The organism is Pseudomonas phytophila, from assembly GCF_025643095.1.
Taxonomy (GTDB): Bacteria; Pseudomonadota; Gammaproteobacteria; order Pseudomonadales; family Pseudomonadaceae; genus Aquipseudomonas; species Aquipseudomonas quasicaspiana.
The window spans coordinates 2,019,203-2,035,752 of record NZ_CP081201.1 but is presented as its reverse complement, the minus strand read 5'-3'; the positions used below and the strand labels follow the sequence as shown (position 1 = coordinate 2,035,752).

Sequence of the window (16,550 nt, the reverse complement as noted above, 5' to 3'; positions counted from 1 at the left end):
AGTGCGGGTTTTCTACTGGACACTGCGCGCCCTGCTCAGCCACTGGCGTCGTCACCCGGTGCAGTTTTTCAGTGTACTGACAGGACTTTGGCTGGCAACGGCGCTACTGACCGGCGTTCAGGCACTCAACAGTCAGGCCCGGCAAAGCTATGCCCAGGCCAGCCAATTGATCGGCGGCGAACCGCAAAACAGTCTGACCACCGCCAACAACGGGCCGTTCTCGCAAGACGTGTTTATCAGCCTGCGCCGTGAGGGCTGGCCAGTATCGCCCGTGGTACAGGGCAGGATCTCTCTTCAAGGGCTTGAAGATCGCCGTGTGCAACTGATGGGCATTGAACCGGTGTCATTACCCAGCGGGACAGCGGTGGCTGGACAGACGCTTGATCTTAGCGGGATCGTCGATTTCCTCACGCCACCCGGTCAGACCTGGATCGCTACCCAGACACTGCAAGCGCTGGGCCTCCATGAAGGGCAACAACCGCTGACCAGTAACGGCCTGCTCCTGCCTCCGTTGCACAGTCGAGTCGACATGGCGCCCGGCGTGCTGCTCACGGATATCGGCTTCGCTCAGCCACTGCTGCAGATGCCCAATCAAGTGTCACGTCTACTGCTGCCCAAAGGCTTCGCCGCGAGCAATCCGCCTTTGCCAGCTGAATTGAACGGCCTGCTTCAACTGAAGAAAAGCGGCGAAGAGAACAATCTGACGCGCCTCACCGAAAGTTTCCATCTGAACTTGAATGCTCTGGGCGTGCTGGCCTTCATCGTCGGTCTGTTCATTGTGCATGCGGCCATCGGCCTGGCGCTGGAGCAGCGCCGTGGACTGTTACGTAACCTGCGCGCCTGCGGGGTCAGCGCCAGAATGCTGATTGCAGCGCTGGGTATGGAGTTGGGGGTTTTGGCCTTGCTCGGCGGGCTGCTAGGGATTGCCAGTGGTTATCTGTTGGCGAGCCTGCTGCTGCCCGATGTGGCTGCCAGTCTGCGCGGTTTGTATGGGGCTGAAGTCGCGGGACAACTGAGCCTGAGCCCGATCTGGTGGCTGGGCGGCCTTGGCTTGAGTGTACTGGGTGCCTTGCTGGCCGGGGCGAACAGTCTGCTTCGCGCGGCGCGCCTGCCCTTGCTGGCGCTGGCCAATCCACAAGCCTGGCATCAGGCTCACAGTCGCTGGTTGCGCCGACAGGCCTGGGTTGCGGGCGGCGCGGCAATTACTGCACTGGCCGCGCTGCTGCTCGGCGACAGCCTCGCCGCAGGTTTCGTATTGACGGGCGGTCTGCTGCTGGCTGCGGCGCTGGGTTTACCGGTGCTCCTCAATGGTCTGCTCAACGCGTTGCTGGGACGCAGCCGTTCGGTGCTGGGCCAATGGTTTCTGGCTGATTGCCGCCAGCAATTACCCGCGCTGAGCCTGGCATTGATGGCTCTATTACTGGCACTGGCGGCCAATATAGGCGCGGGGAGCATGACGTCCGGGTTTCGGCAAACCTTCGGCAACTGGCTGGAACAACGGCTGACCGCCGAGTTGTACGTCACGCCGCAAAATGCTGCCCAAGCCCCTGAAATACAGGCCTGGCTTGTGCAACAGCCCAAGGTCAGCGCTGTGCTGCCGAACCGACAAGTGTCGATCCAGCTGCAAGGCTGGCCTGTGGACCTGTTCGGGGTGGTGGATCATTCAACCTATCGTGAACACTGGCCGCTACTGGAGGCCGCCAGTGGTGATCCGTGGGATCAACTGGTGCAGAGTGATAGCGTCATGATCAGCGAACAACTGGCCCGTCGCCTCAAACTGAGCGTCGGGCAAACCCTGACCATCCCCGCCCCTGAAGGCCAATGGAAGCTGCGCATCGTGGGTATCTACGCCGACTACGGCAATCCCAAGGGCCACTTGCTGGTCAACGCCGAACACTTGCTGCGCCACTGGCCGCAACTGGCTGCCAACCGCTTCAATCTGCGCATCAATCCGGCCGCAGTGCCCGCGCTGGTGAGTGAACTGCAACAGCGCTTCGCACTCGACGATAATCACATCATCGATCAGAGCCAGCTCAAAGGCTGGTCTACGCAGGTTTTCGAGCGCACCTTCGCCACCACGGCCGCCCTCAACAGCCTGACGCTGGCGGTGGCGGGCATCGCGCTGTTCATCAGCCTGCTGACCCAGAGTCAAAGCCGCCTGGGCCAACTGGCACCGTTGTGGGCGCTCGGCGTCTCGCGACGAAATTTGATGCTACTCAACCTTGGCCAGACCTGGTTGCTGGCGGTGCTGACGCTGATTCTGGCGTTGCCGCTGGGCTTGCTGCTGGCGTGGTGTCTGGATGCAGTGATCAATGTGCAGGCCTTCGGCTGGCGCTTGCCGCTGCATATCTTCCCGATGCAGCTCCTGCAATTGGCCGCGTTGGCACTGCTTGCCACTCTGCTTGCCTCCGCATGGCCGTTGTTGAAGTTATCCCGCACTCGCCCTGCCGACCTGCTGAGGACGTTTGCCAATGAAAATTAACTGCCTGCTCCTGATGATTCTGCTGACCCTTGCTGGCTGCGAACAATCAGAAGAACCCGAGCAGGGTTTCGCCGGGATGGGTAATCAGGCCGAACAGTTCACTCCAGTCACACCGGGCCGTGAGTTCACTTTTCCGGAGGATCACGGCCCGCATCCGGGATTCCGCATCGAGTGGTGGTATATCACTGCCAATCTGAAAGACGAGCAAGGGCAGAGTTTCGGCGTGCAATGGACGCTGTTCCGCAATGCGCTACGGGCTGGCAGTCAGGGTTCCGGGTGGAACGACGGCACGATCTGGATGGGCCATGCCGCCGTGACATCGGCCACGCAACACTACGCAGCGGAGCGTTATGCCCGAGGTGGCGTTCAGCAAGCGGGTGTAAACCTTGCGCCATTTTCCGCGTGGATAGACGACTGGAAGCTGCACAGCGATTCAACTGAAACAGACCCATTGACCGACATGCAATTGCAGGCGAAAGGTCCGCAGTTCGCTTATAAACTTCACCTGACCTCCAGCAAACCGCTAGTGCTGCAAGGTACACAGGGTTTCAGCCAGAAATCCGAACAGGGCCAGGCCTCTTACTATTACAGCCAGCCCTACTTCAAGGCCGAGGGTGAACTGACCATTGCTGGCAAACGCTATCGAGTCAGCGGCCCGGCCTGGCTGGACCGTGAATGGAGCAGCCAGCCGTTGACTGCCAATCAGACCGGCTGGGACTGGTTCTCAGTGCATCTGGACAGCGGCGAAGAGTTGATGCTGTATCGCATGCGGCAAAAACAGGGTGAGCCCTATCTGACCGGCACATGGATCGACGCTGACGGCAGCACCCAGTTGCTGACGGCCAAGGACATCAGCCTTTCGCCATTGGCCAACACACGTGTTGCAGGCCACGACATGCCGACCCGCTGGTCGGTAAAAATTCCCGGCAAGGGTCTGGAAATCACCACCGAAGCACTGAACCCCAAGGCTTGGATGGACCTGCAGATCCCCTACTGGGAAGGCCCGATTACCTTGAGTGGCAGCCATAAGGGCGTGGGGTATCTGGAGATGACGGGGTATTGAACCCTCGCTCTCAAGCGGGCCAGAACCGGTAGGAGCGAACTTGTTCGCGAGAGGCTTCACGCGGTGATTCAGGCACATCGCCCCCTCGCGAACAAGTTCGCTCCTACCAGTTTGTATGAGCCTCACATGAGCTCGGCACCTTCGGATATTCAGGTAGCCAACACTTGCTTATAACCGATTGATCTAAAACTCCCCCGTTTCCCATGGGTCAGTTCATGGGTGGCTGCATTTTCTCAGCCACCTTCCCCAACGGAAAACCGGTAAGGACTTATGTGCGGACTAGCAGGTGAACTACGTTTTGACCATCAACCAGCGGATCTAGCCGCTGTTGAACGCATTACCCATGAGCTGGCGCCTCGCGGCCCGGATGCGTGGGGGTTTCATAGCCAGGGGCCGATTGCCCTTGGTCACCGCCGCCTGAAAATCATGGACCTGTCGGACGGCTCGGCGCAGCCGATGATCGACAGCCACCTTGGTCTGTCCATGGCCTTCAACGGTGCGGTGTACAACTACCCCGAACTGCGTACCGAGCTGCAAGGCCTGGGTTATCAGTTCCATTCCGACGGCGACACCGAAGTGTTGCTCAAGGGCTATCACGCCTGGGGCGTTGATCTGCTGCCCAAGCTGAACGGCATGTTTGCCTTCGCGATCTGGAATCGCGACAAGCAGGAATTGTTCATCGCTCGTGACCGTCTCGGCGTCAAGCCGCTTTATTTTTCGCGTACCGACAAACGCCTGCGCTTCGCATCAACGCTGCCTGCACTGCTGAAAGGCGGTGACATCAGCGGCATGCTCGACCCGGTAGCGCTCAATCACTACCTGAACTTCCACGCCGTAGTCCCTGCCCCGCGCACGCTGCTTGCCGGTGTCGAAAAGCTCGCACCGGCCAGCTGGATGCGCATTGACGCCCACGGCAAGACCGAGCAGAAAGTGTGGTGGCGTCTGCCTTACGGGCCGCACGCTGACGAGGCTAACCTCACTCTGGAAGACTGGCGTGATCGTGTGCTCGACAGCACCCGCGAAGCCGTGGCGATTCGTCAACGTGCCGCAGTAGATGTGGGCGTACTGCTTTCGGGCGGTGTGGATTCGAGCATGCTGGTTGGATTGCTGCGGGAAGTCGGCGTCGAAAACCTGTCGACCTTCTCCATCGGTTTTGAAGATGCAGGCGGTGAACGTGGTGACGAATTCCAGTACTCCGACCTGATCGCCAAGCATTACGGCACCAATCACCATCAACTGCGTATTCAGGAACACGAGATCATCGAGCAATTGCCTGCGGCGTTCCGCGCCATGAGCGAACCGATGGTCAGCCACGACTGCATCGCGTTTTACCTGCTGTCCCGGGAAGTCGCCAAGCATTGCAAAGTGGTGCAAAGCGGCCAGGGTGCAGACGAATTGTTCGCCGGTTATCACTGGTATCCGCAAGTCGATGGCGCCGCCGACCCGGTCGCTGCCTATCGAGATGCCTTTGTCGACCGCAGCTATGACGAGTACGCCGCCACCGTCCAGCCTAAATGGCTGACTGCCAATGACGCAGCGGGCGATTTCGTCCGTGAGCATTTCGCTCAGCCAGGTGCTGATGCGGCGGTAGATAAGGCGTTACGTCTGGACAGCACGATTATGCTGGTTGATGACCCGGTCAAGCGCGTTGACAACATGACCATGGCCTGGGGTCTGGAAGCGCGTACACCGTTCCTCGACTACCGCCTTGTTGAACTGTCGGCGCGTGTTCCCGGCAAATTCAAGCTGCCCGATGGTGGCAAGCAGGTACTGAAAGAAGCTGCGCGTCTGGTCATTCCTTCGGAAGTGATCGACCGTAAAAAAGGCTACTTCCCGGTTCCGGGCCTCAAGCATCTGGAAGGGGCCACGCTGGGTTGGGTACGTGACTTGCTGGTAGACCCAAGCCAGGATCGCGGCCTGTTCAACCCTGCCATGATCGACAAACTGTTGACCAACCCGGAAGGTCAACTGACTCCTCTGCGCGGCTCGAAGTTGTGGCAGTTGGCGGCGCTGAACCTGTGGCTCAGCGAACAAGGACTTTGATTAAATGAAACAGCATTCGACGACGTACAGCCAGCGCCTGCTGCGCGGTCAGTCGCCCTCCTATGAACGTCTTCAGGCGCGATTCGCTGAAGACGGCAGCGACACTGAAGCCAAGCCGCTTGCGCTGCACTGCGGCTGGGGGCGACTGCTGATCGGTCACACCTACCCCGATCCGGCGACGCTTGCCAATGAACTGCTCAATGAAAAACCCGGAGAACGCGACATCGCGTTGTACGTCGCTGCGCCGCAGCAAGTACTGGCTCAATCACCACAGCAGCTGTTTCTCGATCCGTCGGACACACTGCGCCTGTGGTTCAGCGATTACCGCCCGGCGCAGCGCGTATTTCGTGGCTTCCGGATTCGTCGCGCCCAGAACAGTACTGACTGGCAGGCGATCAACAATCTGTACATTGCTCGAGGCATGTTGCCCATTGATCCTGAACTGTTGACCCCTCGTCATCAGGGCGGTCCGGTGTACTGGCTCGCGGAAGATGAAACGACTAACGCGGTGATCGGCAGCGTGATGGGCCTCAATCACCACAAGGCGTTCCACGATCCGGAAAACGGCAGCAGCCTCTGGTGCCTGGCGGTAGACCCGCAATGCACCCGACCCGGGGTTGGCGAAGTGTTGGTTCGACATCTGGTTGAGCACTTCATGAGCCGTGGCCTGAGTTATCTGGACCTGTCGGTGCTGCATGACAATCATCAAGCCAAGGCTTTGTATGCCAAGCTCGGCTTCCGTAACTTGCCGACTTTCGCCATCAAGCGCAAAAACGGTATCAATGAAGTGCTGTTCCTCGGCCCGGGTCCGCAGGCGGACTTTAATCCTTACGCACGGATCATCGTCGAAGAAGCTCATCGGCGCGGTATTGAAGTGCAGGTTGATGATGCTGAAGCTGGGTTGTTCACGCTGGCTTATGGCGGCCGCCGGATTCGCTGCCGGGAATCGCTGAGCGATCTGACCAGTGCTGTCAGCATGACCCTGTGCCAGGACAAAAGCCTGACCCACAAAGCCCTGAAAGCGGCAGGTTTGAAGCTGCCAGCTCAGCAACGGGCTGGTGACGAAGACGCGGATCTGGCGTTTCTTGAAGAACATAAACAGATCGTCGTCAAACCACTGGATGGCGAACAAGGCCAGGGCGTCGCGGTCAACTTGCGCACCCCCGAAGAAATGCGCGGAGCCATCGAGCGCGCCAGACAGTTCGATACGCGGGTAATTCTGGAAAGCTTTCACGAAGGCCTTGATCTGCGCATTGTCGTGATCGGATTCGAGGTGGTGGCTGCCGCTATTCGCCGCCCGGCAGAAGTGGTCGGCGATGGTCGCCATACCATCGGGCAATTGATTGAAGCCCAGAGCCGTCGCCGTGCCGCCGCAACCAGTGGTGAAAGCAAGATTCCCGTGGATGAAGAAACAGAGCGCACGGTACGTGACGCAGGTTATGAATTTGACAGCATATTGCCGATGGACGAACGCCTGGCCGTTCGCCGCACTGCCAACCTGCACACAGGTGGCTGCCTTGAAGATGTCACGTCGATTCTGCACCCGGTGCTGAGCGACGCGGCTATCCGCGCAGCCCGCGCGCTGGACATTCCGGTAGTAGGCCTCGACCTGATGGTCCCTGCCGCTGATCAGCCCGAGTATGTATTTATCGAGGCCAATGAACGGGTTGGCCTGGCCAACCATGAACCGCAACCCACGGCAGAAAAGTTTGTTGATCTGCTGTTTCCGCACAGTTTGCCTGCACATAGCTGAGAGCAGCCTCAAGCCTCAAGCTGCAAGCCAAAAGCGGACCCGGTCCAGCTTGTAGCTTGCGGCTAATAACTTGCAGCTGCTCCGAAGGAGCTCAAATGACCACTGCAAAAAATATCCCCGAACCGGATCTGAACTACCTGCAGAAAGTCCTGTTGGAAATGCTCGCGATCCCAAGCCCGACAGGCTTCACCGACACCATCGTGCGCTATGTCGCCGAGCGTCTTGAAGAGTTGGGCATACCGTTCGAACTGACCCGTCGCGGCACGATTCGCGCCACGCTGAAGGGCAAACAGAACAGCCCTGACCGTGCAGTCTCTGCGCATCTGGACACCATTGGCGCCGCCGTGCGAGAGGTGAAAGAAAACGGTCGCCTGTCACTGGCGCCGATTGGCTGTTGGTCGAGCCGCTTCGCCGAAGGCAGCCGCGTCAGCGTGTTCACTGATCACGGCGTGATTCGCGGCAGCGTGCTGCCGTTGATGGCGTCCGGTCATGCGTTCAACACTGCAGTTGATGAAATGCCCATCAGTTGGGATCACGTCGAGCTGCGCCTCGACGCCTACAGCACCACCAAGGCCGATTGTGAATCCCTGGGCGTTGGCATCGGTGACTTCGTCGCCTTTGACCCGCTGCCCGAGTTCACTGAAAGCGGCCATATCAGCGCTCGACATCTGGATGATAAAGCCGGGGTCGCCGCGCTACTGGCGGCACTCAAGGCCATCGTCGACAGCGGCGCCGAGCCGCAGATCGATTGCCACCCACTGTTCACCATCACCGAGGAAACCGGCACCGGTGCTGCAGGTGTACTGCCTTGGGATGTCAGTGAGTTCGTCGGCATCGATATCGCTCCGGTTGCTCCCGGTCAACATTCCAGCGAACACGCCGTGAGTGTCGCAATGCAGGATTCCGGTGGCCCTTACGACTATCACCTGTCCCGCCATCTGCTGCGTCTGGGCAGTGAGAATGAACTCCCGGTACGTCGAGACATGTTCCGGTACTACTTCAGCGATGCCCATTCGGCGGTTACCGCAGGCCACGACATTCGTACCGCCCTGCTCGCTTTCGGCTGTGATGCCACTCATGGTTACGAGCGCACTCATATCGACAGCCTCGCGGCACTGAGCCGTCTGCTGGGCGCTTACATGCTCAGCCCGCCGGTTTTCGCCAGCGACGCACAGCCCGCGCAATCTTCGCTGGAGCGCTTCAGCCATCAGATCGAACACGACACACAGATGGAAACCGATACCCGCGTGCCGAGTGTCGACAGCCTGCTTGGGCAGCATAAGGAAGAGGTGGAGTAGTAATCTTCGGCTTGAAATATGTCCTGTAGGAGCCGAGCTTGCTCGCGATAAACGATAACGCGGTACACCTGCCTATCGCGCTAGACTTATCGCGGGCAAGCCACGCTCCCACAAGGGCATCGCGTTTCAAATTTACTGGCGGGGATAAGCCGCGATTATTCCACCTGCTTTTTCCACACATCGGCACTATCATCGCCGGGAATTGATGCGAGAACGCCCATGCTGATTCCTTACGACCAACTCGAAGCCGATACCCTCACCCGCCTGATAGAGGATTTCGTCACCCGTGACGGCACCGACAATGGTGACGAAACGCCGCTGGAAACTCGCGTACTGCGCGTCCGGCATGCATTGAGCAAAGGCCAGGCGGTGATTTTTTTCGATCTGGAAAGCCAACAGTGCCAGCTCATGCTCAAGCATGACGTGCCCAAAGAGTTTTTTGACTGATCAGGACTTAGCGTCCGGAACCGCCCGGGTGGCTTTTGCAGCCTGCTGTGAAAGCCTTTGAGCTATACGTTTGTAAACCTCTGCCCGGTGCACTTTGACGTGCCTGGGCGCTTCGACCCCAAGTCGTATCTGATTGCCGTGAATGGCCAGAATATGGATGGTGATGTCATCACCGATAGAAAACACTTCTCCTGCGTCGCGCATTATTACCAGCATGTCCCTGCTCTCTTATTGTTTACCAGAGGGCAGAGTGCATGGCCCGTCTACGGTCATCAATTGGTCAGGTAAAATTCAGTAACGTCCTTCGTCTCCGCCGGAATTGGTCGAAGGAAATGTCTTACATAACTGCGAACTACGTAGGAAAGTTACTGCGCTGACCAGCGCGGACCGAACAGAATGATGCTCGCGCCAATCACACAAAGTGCCGCGCCCAGCCAGTCCGATGACAATGGTCTGACCCGCTCGATGAGCCCCAGCCAGGCGATGGAAGCGACAACGTAGATCCCGCCATAAGCCGCATAGGCCCGACCGGCATATGCCGCCTCGACCCGGGTCAGCAACACAGCAAACAAAGTCAGACTGATCAATGCCGGGATCACCCAAAGCGCGCTCTTGCCCTGCCGCAGCCACATCCAGAACGCATAGCAACCCGCGATCTCAAACAAAGCCGCCAGAAAAAACCACAGGTAATTGAGCACGGAGAATCTCATCAACAGTTGAAATGATGGCGGCAACCGTATCAGAAAACCGGGGCTGTAACGAAAGGCATGCAGTCCAAAGAGAGCACTTATGAACACCACGCCGGTTGAACCGGGACGCGGTCATGTGGGAGCTGGCCTTGCCCGCGATAAAAGCACCTCGATCTATCCTGAATTGCGTCCAGCCTTATCGCGGGCAAGCCCGGCTCCCACATAGATCAAATTCATAGCTGGTAGTTTACTCCCTGGCCTGCCGCGCCTTCGCCCGCATTTTCTCGCACATGCTCGCCATCTCGTCGTACAGCGCCTGTGGGCTCTTCTGTTTCAGCTGCCAGGCCATACGCCCCTGCTCGTGGGGCAGGATCATGAATTCGCCTTGCGCGACGTGCTCGTAGATATAGTCAGCGATCTCCGCTGCCGTGATCGGCGAGCTTTCCAGCAACTTGCCAACTTGAGCTTTCATGGCTGGCGTCGGTCCACGGAAAGAATCCAGCAGATTGGTCTGGAAAAACGACGGACACACCACGTGGACACCGACTTCCTGCTGACGCAATTCCACCAGCAGACTTTCCGATAAGGCCACCACTCCGGCTTTGGCGACGTTGTAATTGCTCATCGCGGGACCCTGCATGAGGGCAGCCATGGACGCGATATTGATGATCTTGCCCTTGCTCGCTTCCAGCATCGGCAGGAAAGCCTTACAGCCTTTGACGACGCCCATAAGGTTGATCGCGATCTGCCAGTCCCAGTCTTCAAGGGACAGCTCTTTGAAAAAACCACCCGACGCCACACCCGCGTTGTTGACGATGATGTCGACACCGCCAAACTTCTCTTCGCACGTTTGGGCCAATGCGGTCAGTTGACTGTAGTCACGCACATCGCAGCGCTGCACGAAGCCATCGCCACCGGCCTCGCGCACCTGCCTGAGGGTTTCCTGCAAACCGGCATCGTTGACGTCAGACAGTGCCAGACGCCAGCTTTCCCGGGCCCAGCGTAAAGCGATTTCGCGACCCAGGCCGGAACCTGCCCCGGTGATCATGATGCGATTGTGCATAGCAAACGCCTTGTGGTTAGGGGCTCATGTTTTTTTCAACGTGAACTCAGTGTAACCACGGAAATCGTCGCTTCGACCCACCATCAAGGCGCTGAATGACACGGGCAAACCCACGACCTACGCGGGCTTGCGCCATAAGCGAATGACGAGCCAGCCATACACCGCAAGGTTACTCACCACCACTATCGCACCCAGCCACAGCTGGATCTGCGGAGTCAGGCCTGCGGGGTAAATCAACGCGACCAGATAGTGTTCGATGAAGCCTGCCTCGTAACCCACACCACCAGCGCGAACCCGAAGCGCGTTTTCCAGGGGTGTCAGTGGGCAGTAAAGGTGAAAAAACTCCACCACGGCTCCCCAGAGCATCGCGGGTATATGCAACACCATCACCCATCGCCAGCGTAAAACCAGCACCCCGCCAAACAGCACGAAGACGATGAACAACAGATGGACGACCAGTACAGCATCAGCTCCCAGACGATAGAGCATGAAAAATATCCTCAGCGCCAGCAGACGAAAATGAAAACAGTTGTAGGGGTTTAAAGTTCAACGTAATTGAGGCAACTATAAACATTTTTCAAAATGTAAACTTTCTCACCTTTCCGATGGACTTTTTCTGGACGCCTACAGTCGGATCATTCAAGCAGCACAAACTTTATGCCATTGGGCGGAAGCTTGAACTGTTCTAGCCATCTACCAAGAACTAAGGAAGGAATTCATCATGGGCATCGGCACTATTCTTATCATCGTCCTGATCCTGCTGTTGATCGGCGGTCTGCCAGTATTCCCGCACTCCCGCAGCTGGGGCTATGGTCCATCGGGCATCATCGGTACCGTTCTGGTGATTCTGCTGATTCTGGTGTTGCTGGGACGGATATAACGTTCCCACGCCAGCAGTAAAACAGCCCCGCTAAATAGCGGGGCTTTTTATTGGCCTGACAACTAATAGCTTCCAGCGCTTAACTATCAAATCCCCTTTTCATCTAACCACTTGATGGCAAAGTGTCTGACAATCCAACATCGCGACCGCCGTAAACTCCGATGACTTCTATAAAAAATTCAACTACCTGATCTGGAATGCGTTTTCTGTAGGAGCTGCCGAAGGCTGCGAAGCATTTACCCTGACATGCCGCCATCGCAGCCTTCGGCAGCTCCTACAGGTTCAGTATTTGCTGCACCGCTATCCTGTGAGCACAGAATTCGTGTTCAGGTGAAAATTCTCGCGGCAATAAAAAAGCAGCCCGAAGGCTGCTTCTTGTAGAGCACTTACTACTGTTTAGTGCGAGACCGCACCGCTGGCACCCAGGCCAGTCTGCGAGCGTACGAACTGCGGATAGAACAAGGCGCGCTCGCCCTCTGCCGCTTTCGACTTGTCGGTAATCGAGAAGAACCAGATACCCACGAATGCGATGGCGATGGAGAACAGCGCCGGGTATTCGTAAGGGAAGATGGCTTTCTCGTGATGCAGGATCTGCACCCAGATGGTTGGACCCAGAACCATCAGCACCACGGCGCTGATCAAGCCCATCCAGCCACCAATCATAGCGCCACGGGTGGTCAGGTTTTTCCAGTACATGGAAAGCAGCAGAACCGGGAAGTTACAGCTGGCTGCGATGGAGAACGCCAGGCCCACCATGAACGCGATGTTCTGGCTTTCGAACGCGATGCCCAAGAGGATTGCCACGACTGCCAGAGCAATAGTAGTCATCTTCGAGACACGGATTTCGTCCTTCTCGTTGGCCTTGCCAGCCTTGATCACGCTGGCATAAAGGTCGTGAGACACCGCCGAAGCACCCGCCAGGGTCAGACCGGCAACCACTGCCAGAATGGTCGCAAACGCTACTGCCGAAATGAAGCCCAGGAACAGACTGCCACCGACCGCATCCGCAAGGTGCACCGCTGCCATGTTGTTACCACCCAACAAAGCGCCTGCTGCATCTTTGAACGCCGGGTTGGTGCTGACCAGCAGGATCGCGCCGAAGCCGATGATGAAGGTCAGGATGTAGAAGTAACCGATGAAGCCAGTGGCGTAGAGCACGGACTTACGGGCTTCCTTGGCATCACTCACGGTGAAGAAGCGCATCAGGATGTGCGGCAGACCTGCGGTACCGAACATCAGCGCCAGGCCCAGAGAGAACGCCGAGATCGGATCTTTCACCAGACCGCCCGGGCTCATGATCGCTTCACCTTTAGGGTGAACCTTGACCGCCTCGGAGAACAGCATGTTGAAGTCGAAGTTGACGTGCTTCATCACCATCAGCGCCATGAACGACGCACCGGAGAGCAGCATTACCGCTTTGATGATTTGTACCCAGGTGGTTGCCAGCATGCCGCCGAACAGCACATACAGGCACATCAGGATACCGACCAGAATGACCGCAACGGTGTAGTCCAGGCCGAACAGCAACTGGATCAACTTACCGGCACCGACCATCTGCGCGATCAGGTAGAACGCAACCACCACCAGCGAACCGCAGGCAGACAGGGTGCGAATCTCTTTCTGCTTGAGGCGATAGGACGCCACGTCAGCAAAGGTGTATTTACCCAGGTTACGCAGGCGCTCGGCGATCAGGAACAGAATGATCGGCCAGCCCACGAGAAAGCCGATCGAGTAGATCAGACCGTCATAACCCGAGGTGTACACCAGCGCGGAAATCCCCAAAAAGGACGCCGCCGACATGTAGTCACCCGCAATCGCCAGGCCGTTCTGAAAGCCGGTGATTTTGCCGCCCGCTGAATAGTAGTCCGATGCTGTCTTGTTCTTTTTCGAGGCCCAATAAGTGATGTACAGGGTGAAGGCGACGAACACCACGAACATGACGATCGCGGAGATGTTCAGTGGCTGTTTCTGCACAGCGCCGGTCAACGCATCTGCCGCCCAGAGGGACGGTGCAAAAGCGGCCAGGCCGAATGCTGCTGATAGACGCCCGATCATTGCTGTGCCTCCTTCAGGATGGCGTTGTTCAGGTCATCGAATTCACCGTTGGCACGGCGAACATAGATGGCTGTCAGCACAAAAGCAGACAAGATCAGGCCGACCCCGATCGGCATTCCCCAGGTAATGGTCGATGTCGGGCTAAGTTTCGCGCCCAGAATATGTGGTCCGTAAGCAATCAAAAGGATGAAAGCGGCATAAAGCCCGAGCATGATCGCTGAAAGAATCCAGGCGAACCGCTCCCTTTTGGATACCAGCTCCTTGAAACGGGGGCTGTTTTGAATCGAGAGGTAAATGCTGTCGTTCATTGTTTTTGTCCTCGCAGCACAGATGAGATGTCACGTATTGCACTTTAGTCCGGTCTGGCAAGCTCTCCAGACGACCTTAGTATTAGAGCGACATTAGTCGTAGATTGGGGGTTGTGCATTAAATCTGTCGAAGCGAGCGGGTGTGATGCAATCTCGAATATTGGCGCAATATCGTGGGGCCGGCTGTTAGCCGTAAAGAGGCCAGGACAATCACCGAAAATGGGTCGCCTGAAGTATCGCCTTCCCGGCTAAAGTCGGTCCTGAGGATTAGCGCGGTCCAGGTGGGAGCGAGGCTTGCCCGCGATACATGAGACGCAGTTATAAGGCATACACAATGTGTTGTTTATAGCCCGGATACAGCCCAGATCATGCACCCCAGCATCTTCACCAGACACAAAAACCTGCCAATAAAAAACCGCCCGGTCGTTAACCGGGCGGCTCGGGGTGCTGCGTCAGACGTGGCCGTTTATTTACCCGTCCACTCCTTCACGCGCTCAGGGTTCTTGGCAACCCAGGCTTCAGCCGCTGCTTCAGGCTTGGCGCCATCCTGGATGGCCAGCATGACCTCACCGATTTCATCCTTGGACTTCCACTGGAACTTCTTCAGAAACTCGACGACTTCCGGTGCCTTGGTCGCCAGCTCTTTGCTGCCGACGCTATCAACGGTTTCAGCAGCACCGTAGACGCCCTTCGGGTCTTCGAGGAATTTGAGCTTCCACTTGGCAAACATCCAGTGCGGCACCCAGCCGGTCACTGCGATGGATTCCTTCTTGTTTTCAGCACGCGTCAGCTCGGCAATCATCCCGGCGCCGGAACTGGCCTGGAGCTTGTAGCCGTCCAGCCCGTAATCCTTGATTGCCTGATCGGTTTTGATCATGACGCCCGAGCCTGCATCAATACCGACAATCTTCTTCTTGAAGGAAGCATCGGTCTTGAGATCTTCAATGCTGTTGGCTTTCACGTACTCAGGCACGATCAGGCCGATCTTGGCGTCCTTGAAGTTGGCGCCATAGTTCACGACGTTGTCTTTGTTCTTCGCCAGATACTCGCCATGAGTGACCGGCAGCCAGGCTGACAGCATCATGTCCAGCTTGCCAGTCGCAACGCCCTGCCACATGATCCCGGCCGCGACCGCTTGCAGCTTCACGTCATAACCCAGCTTCTGTTTGATCACTACAGCAGCGACGTTGGTGGTCGCAACGCTGTCGGACCAACCGTCTACGTAACCGATACTCACTTCTTTGGCATGTGCCAGCGTGGAACTGACAGCAAGCGCCAGAGCGGCACTCACGCCCAGGATTTTTCGCATCTTCATCGTTACTTCCCCGGTAGTCTCGCGCCCGACAAGAGGGTCAGGCATCGTTAACGTTTTTATAAAGACCGCAGTCCGCGCCCAGCCTTGGAGCACCGCGCACTTTTTCACGCCTCAATGACTCGGCGAATGATGGCCAGCATCGTATCGCCCGTTGATCATCAACCCCCAAGGCAATCCGACATGCTCTGTCAGCGACATCAAGACACGGAGAAACGACATCGGCGTGCCATCAGCGACAACCTTGTCGTAAAAAGCGGTCGCCTCCGTCCGGAAATTGCATGTCGAATAGCATTCACCTGTACTGCCGCTTTCGAAGAACCAGCAATTGGTCAGGGCCGGTATACCGCATCGGCTTACCCCACCCCACGTGACAACGAGCGCTACCGGGTAACGCACGTTGATGACAGGAGTGTTACCGCCAGTCCGGCAACCGCTGTAACAGCGTGTAACACGGGAACATATCGCCCCCTCCCTAGCACCTCTCTCCACCCACCAAAAACATAACTCATTGATTTTAAAAGATTTAAAAAAGTTGGCACAGCTTCTGCTATATCTCTGGCATAACAAGAATAAAAATGCGGCATACCTAATAAGAACAAGACGTATCGGCTCTGACATAACAAGAACAAAGGCACAGAGACGCAGCTAACAGATTTTTTTGGAGTGGATCAGCTTCACTGAGGCGCCTTAGGGCTCTCGCAACCGGGCAGAGAACAATAAAACTACCCTCAGGTAGCTCCCGAACTGGTTGGATCGCAAGGTCGGAGTGAGTCAGCGCTCAAAAAAATACGTTTGCTCTTGATCCCGGATGGGGATCGAACAAGAACGCATTAAAGGGATCGGTCACCAAAAACAACAACAGGCCACCCTAAAACAATAAAAAAAGAGCACGTAAAACCATTTAAAGGGGAGCCTCGGCTCCCCTTTATGCTGTCTGGGGTTTGTCGCGCGCGGCCTGTCCCTGTTTGAATAACCCTATTTGTAACCTCGGTGAGCTCCTACAGGGTTTGATTCCATCCCTTCCCGCTATAAAAAACCACACCACTGCTCTCTTGACGCCAGAGAACGTGTATTGTCTCGATCTATTTACAAAGGTTCGCTTGCGAGTAGGGCACTTTGGCACTACACCGATGGTCATAGCCCGCGTATCTCAT

General features: G+C 57.0%; 14 protein-coding genes. 7 read left to right on the top strand and 7 right to left on the bottom strand.

The window, feature by feature from the left end; translation table 11 throughout:
* The first annotated feature begins 1 nt into the window (after position 1).
* From K3169_RS09045 to K3169_RS09020, 6 genes are all read left to right on the top strand, one after another.
* On the top strand, positions 2–2,482 hold the full coding sequence (locus tag K3169_RS09045; protein ID WP_263271106.1) for an ABC transporter permease: 2,481 nt from the start codon (positions 2–4) through the stop codon (positions 2,480–2,482).
* Positions 2,472–3,545, top strand: coding sequence for a lipocalin-like domain-containing protein (locus K3169_RS09040; RefSeq protein ID WP_263271105.1), 1,074 nt, complete (start codon positions 2,472–2,474; stop codon positions 3,543–3,545). Before K3169_RS09045 ends, K3169_RS09040 begins: the two co-directional genes overlap by 11 nt.
* 270 nt (positions 3,546–3,815) lie before the next feature.
* Positions 3,816–5,588, top strand: a complete 1,773-nt coding sequence (locus K3169_RS09035; protein ID WP_099269589.1) for an N-acetylglutaminylglutamine amidotransferase — start codon at positions 3,816–3,818, stop codon at positions 5,586–5,588.
* Positions 5,589–5,592: 4 nt separating this feature from the next.
* Entirely contained in the window at positions 5,593–7,341 is a 1,749-nt protein-coding gene (gene ngg, locus K3169_RS09030) for an N-acetylglutaminylglutamine synthetase (protein WP_099269588.1), read from the top strand.
* A 95-nt stretch (positions 7,342–7,436) separates the two neighbouring features.
* Positions 7,437–8,639 (top strand): osmoprotectant NAGGN system M42 family peptidase, encoded by a 1,203-nt coding sequence (locus K3169_RS09025; RefSeq protein WP_027899419.1) that lies wholly within the window; start codon positions 7,437–7,439, stop codon positions 8,637–8,639.
* A 219-nt stretch (positions 8,640–8,858) separates the two neighbouring features.
* Positions 8,859–9,086: a YheU family protein gene (locus K3169_RS09020; protein WP_027899418.1), complete on the top strand. Its 228-nt coding sequence runs from the start codon at positions 8,859–8,861 to the stop codon at positions 9,084–9,086.
* Here K3169_RS09020 and csrA read toward each other — a convergent pair whose 3' ends face one another.
* From csrA to K3169_RS09000, 4 genes are all read right to left on the bottom strand, one after another.
* The gene (csrA, locus tag K3169_RS09015) at positions 9,087–9,302 is read right to left on the bottom strand and encodes a carbon storage regulator CsrA (RefSeq protein WP_027899417.1); all 216 of its coding nucleotides are present in this window, start codon (positions 9,300–9,302) and stop codon (positions 9,087–9,089) included.
* A 149-nt stretch (positions 9,303–9,451) separates the two neighbouring features.
* Complete coding sequence (locus K3169_RS09010) at positions 9,452–9,784, bottom strand: YnfA family protein (RefSeq protein ID WP_027899416.1); 333 nt, start codon at positions 9,782–9,784, stop codon at positions 9,452–9,454.
* Positions 9,785–10,022: 238 nt separating this feature from the next.
* Entirely contained in the window at positions 10,023–10,838 is an 816-nt protein-coding gene (locus K3169_RS09005; protein WP_231675705.1) for an SDR family oxidoreductase, read from the bottom strand.
* Positions 10,839–10,955: 117 nt separating this feature from the next.
* Positions 10,956–11,327: a DUF2784 domain-containing protein gene (locus tag K3169_RS09000; RefSeq protein WP_231675704.1), complete on the bottom strand. Its 372-nt coding sequence runs from the start codon at positions 11,325–11,327 to the stop codon at positions 10,956–10,958.
* Positions 11,328–11,559: 232 nt separating this feature from the next.
* On the opposite strand from K3169_RS09000, the gene K3169_RS08995 reads away from it, so the two are divergent.
* Complete coding sequence (locus K3169_RS08995; RefSeq protein ID WP_080238018.1) at positions 11,560–11,718, top strand: DUF3309 family protein; 159 nt, start codon at positions 11,560–11,562, stop codon at positions 11,716–11,718.
* Positions 11,719–12,114: 396 nt separating this feature from the next.
* Here the strand turns inward: K3169_RS08995 and K3169_RS08990 are convergent, their stop codons facing one another.
* The 3 genes from K3169_RS08990 to K3169_RS08980 all read right to left on the bottom strand — a co-directional run bounded on the left by K3169_RS08990 (position 12,115) and on the right by K3169_RS08980 (position 15,396).
* Positions 12,115–13,773 (bottom strand): cation acetate symporter, encoded by a 1,659-nt coding sequence (locus tag K3169_RS08990; RefSeq protein ID WP_027899412.1) that lies wholly within the window; start codon positions 13,771–13,773, stop codon positions 12,115–12,117.
* Entirely contained in the window at positions 13,770–14,081 is a 312-nt protein-coding gene (locus K3169_RS08985) for a DUF485 domain-containing protein (protein WP_002552552.1), read from the bottom strand. The genes K3169_RS08990 and K3169_RS08985 overlap by 4 nt, the downstream gene beginning before the upstream one ends.
* Before the next feature lie 466 nt (positions 14,082–14,547).
* The gene (locus tag K3169_RS08980; RefSeq protein WP_231675703.1) at positions 14,548–15,396 is read right to left on the bottom strand and encodes a glycine betaine ABC transporter substrate-binding protein; all 849 of its coding nucleotides are present in this window, start codon (positions 15,394–15,396) and stop codon (positions 14,548–14,550) included.
* Between the last annotated feature and the right edge of the window lie 1,154 nt (positions 15,397–16,550).

Coding starts and splice junctions, on each gene's coding strand:
- K3169_RS09040 (WP_263271105.1), top strand. CDS start 2,472: ATGAAAATTAACTGCCTGCTCCTGATGATTCTGCTGACCCTTGCTGGC.
- K3169_RS09035 (WP_099269589.1), top strand. CDS start 3,816: ATGTGCGGACTAGCAGGTGAACTACGTTTTGACCATCAACCAGCGGAT.
- ngg (WP_099269588.1), top strand. CDS start 5,593: ATGAAACAGCATTCGACGACGTACAGCCAGCGCCTGCTGCGCGGTCAG.
- K3169_RS09025 (WP_027899419.1), top strand. CDS start 7,437: ATGACCACTGCAAAAAATATCCCCGAACCGGATCTGAACTACCTGCAG.
- K3169_RS09020 (WP_027899418.1), top strand. CDS start 8,859: ATGCTGATTCCTTACGACCAACTCGAAGCCGATACCCTCACCCGCCTG.
- csrA (WP_027899417.1), bottom strand. CDS start 9,302: ATGCTGGTAATAATGCGCGACGCAGGAGAAGTGTTTTCTATCGGTGAT.
- K3169_RS09005 (WP_231675705.1), bottom strand. CDS start 10,838: ATGCACAATCGCATCATGATCACCGGGGCAGGTTCCGGCCTGGGTCGC.
- K3169_RS09000 (WP_231675704.1), bottom strand. CDS start 11,327: ATGCTCTATCGTCTGGGAGCTGATGCTGTACTGGTCGTCCATCTGTTG.
- K3169_RS08995 (WP_080238018.1), top strand. CDS start 11,560: ATGGGCATCGGCACTATTCTTATCATCGTCCTGATCCTGCTGTTGATC.
- K3169_RS08990 (WP_027899412.1), bottom strand. CDS start 13,773: ATGATCGGGCGTCTATCAGCAGCATTCGGCCTGGCCGCTTTTGCACCG.
- K3169_RS08985 (WP_002552552.1), bottom strand. CDS start 14,081: ATGAACGACAGCATTTACCTCTCGATTCAAAACAGCCCCCGTTTCAAG.
- K3169_RS08980 (WP_231675703.1), bottom strand. CDS start 15,396: ATGAAGATGCGAAAAATCCTGGGCGTGAGTGCCGCTCTGGCGCTTGCT.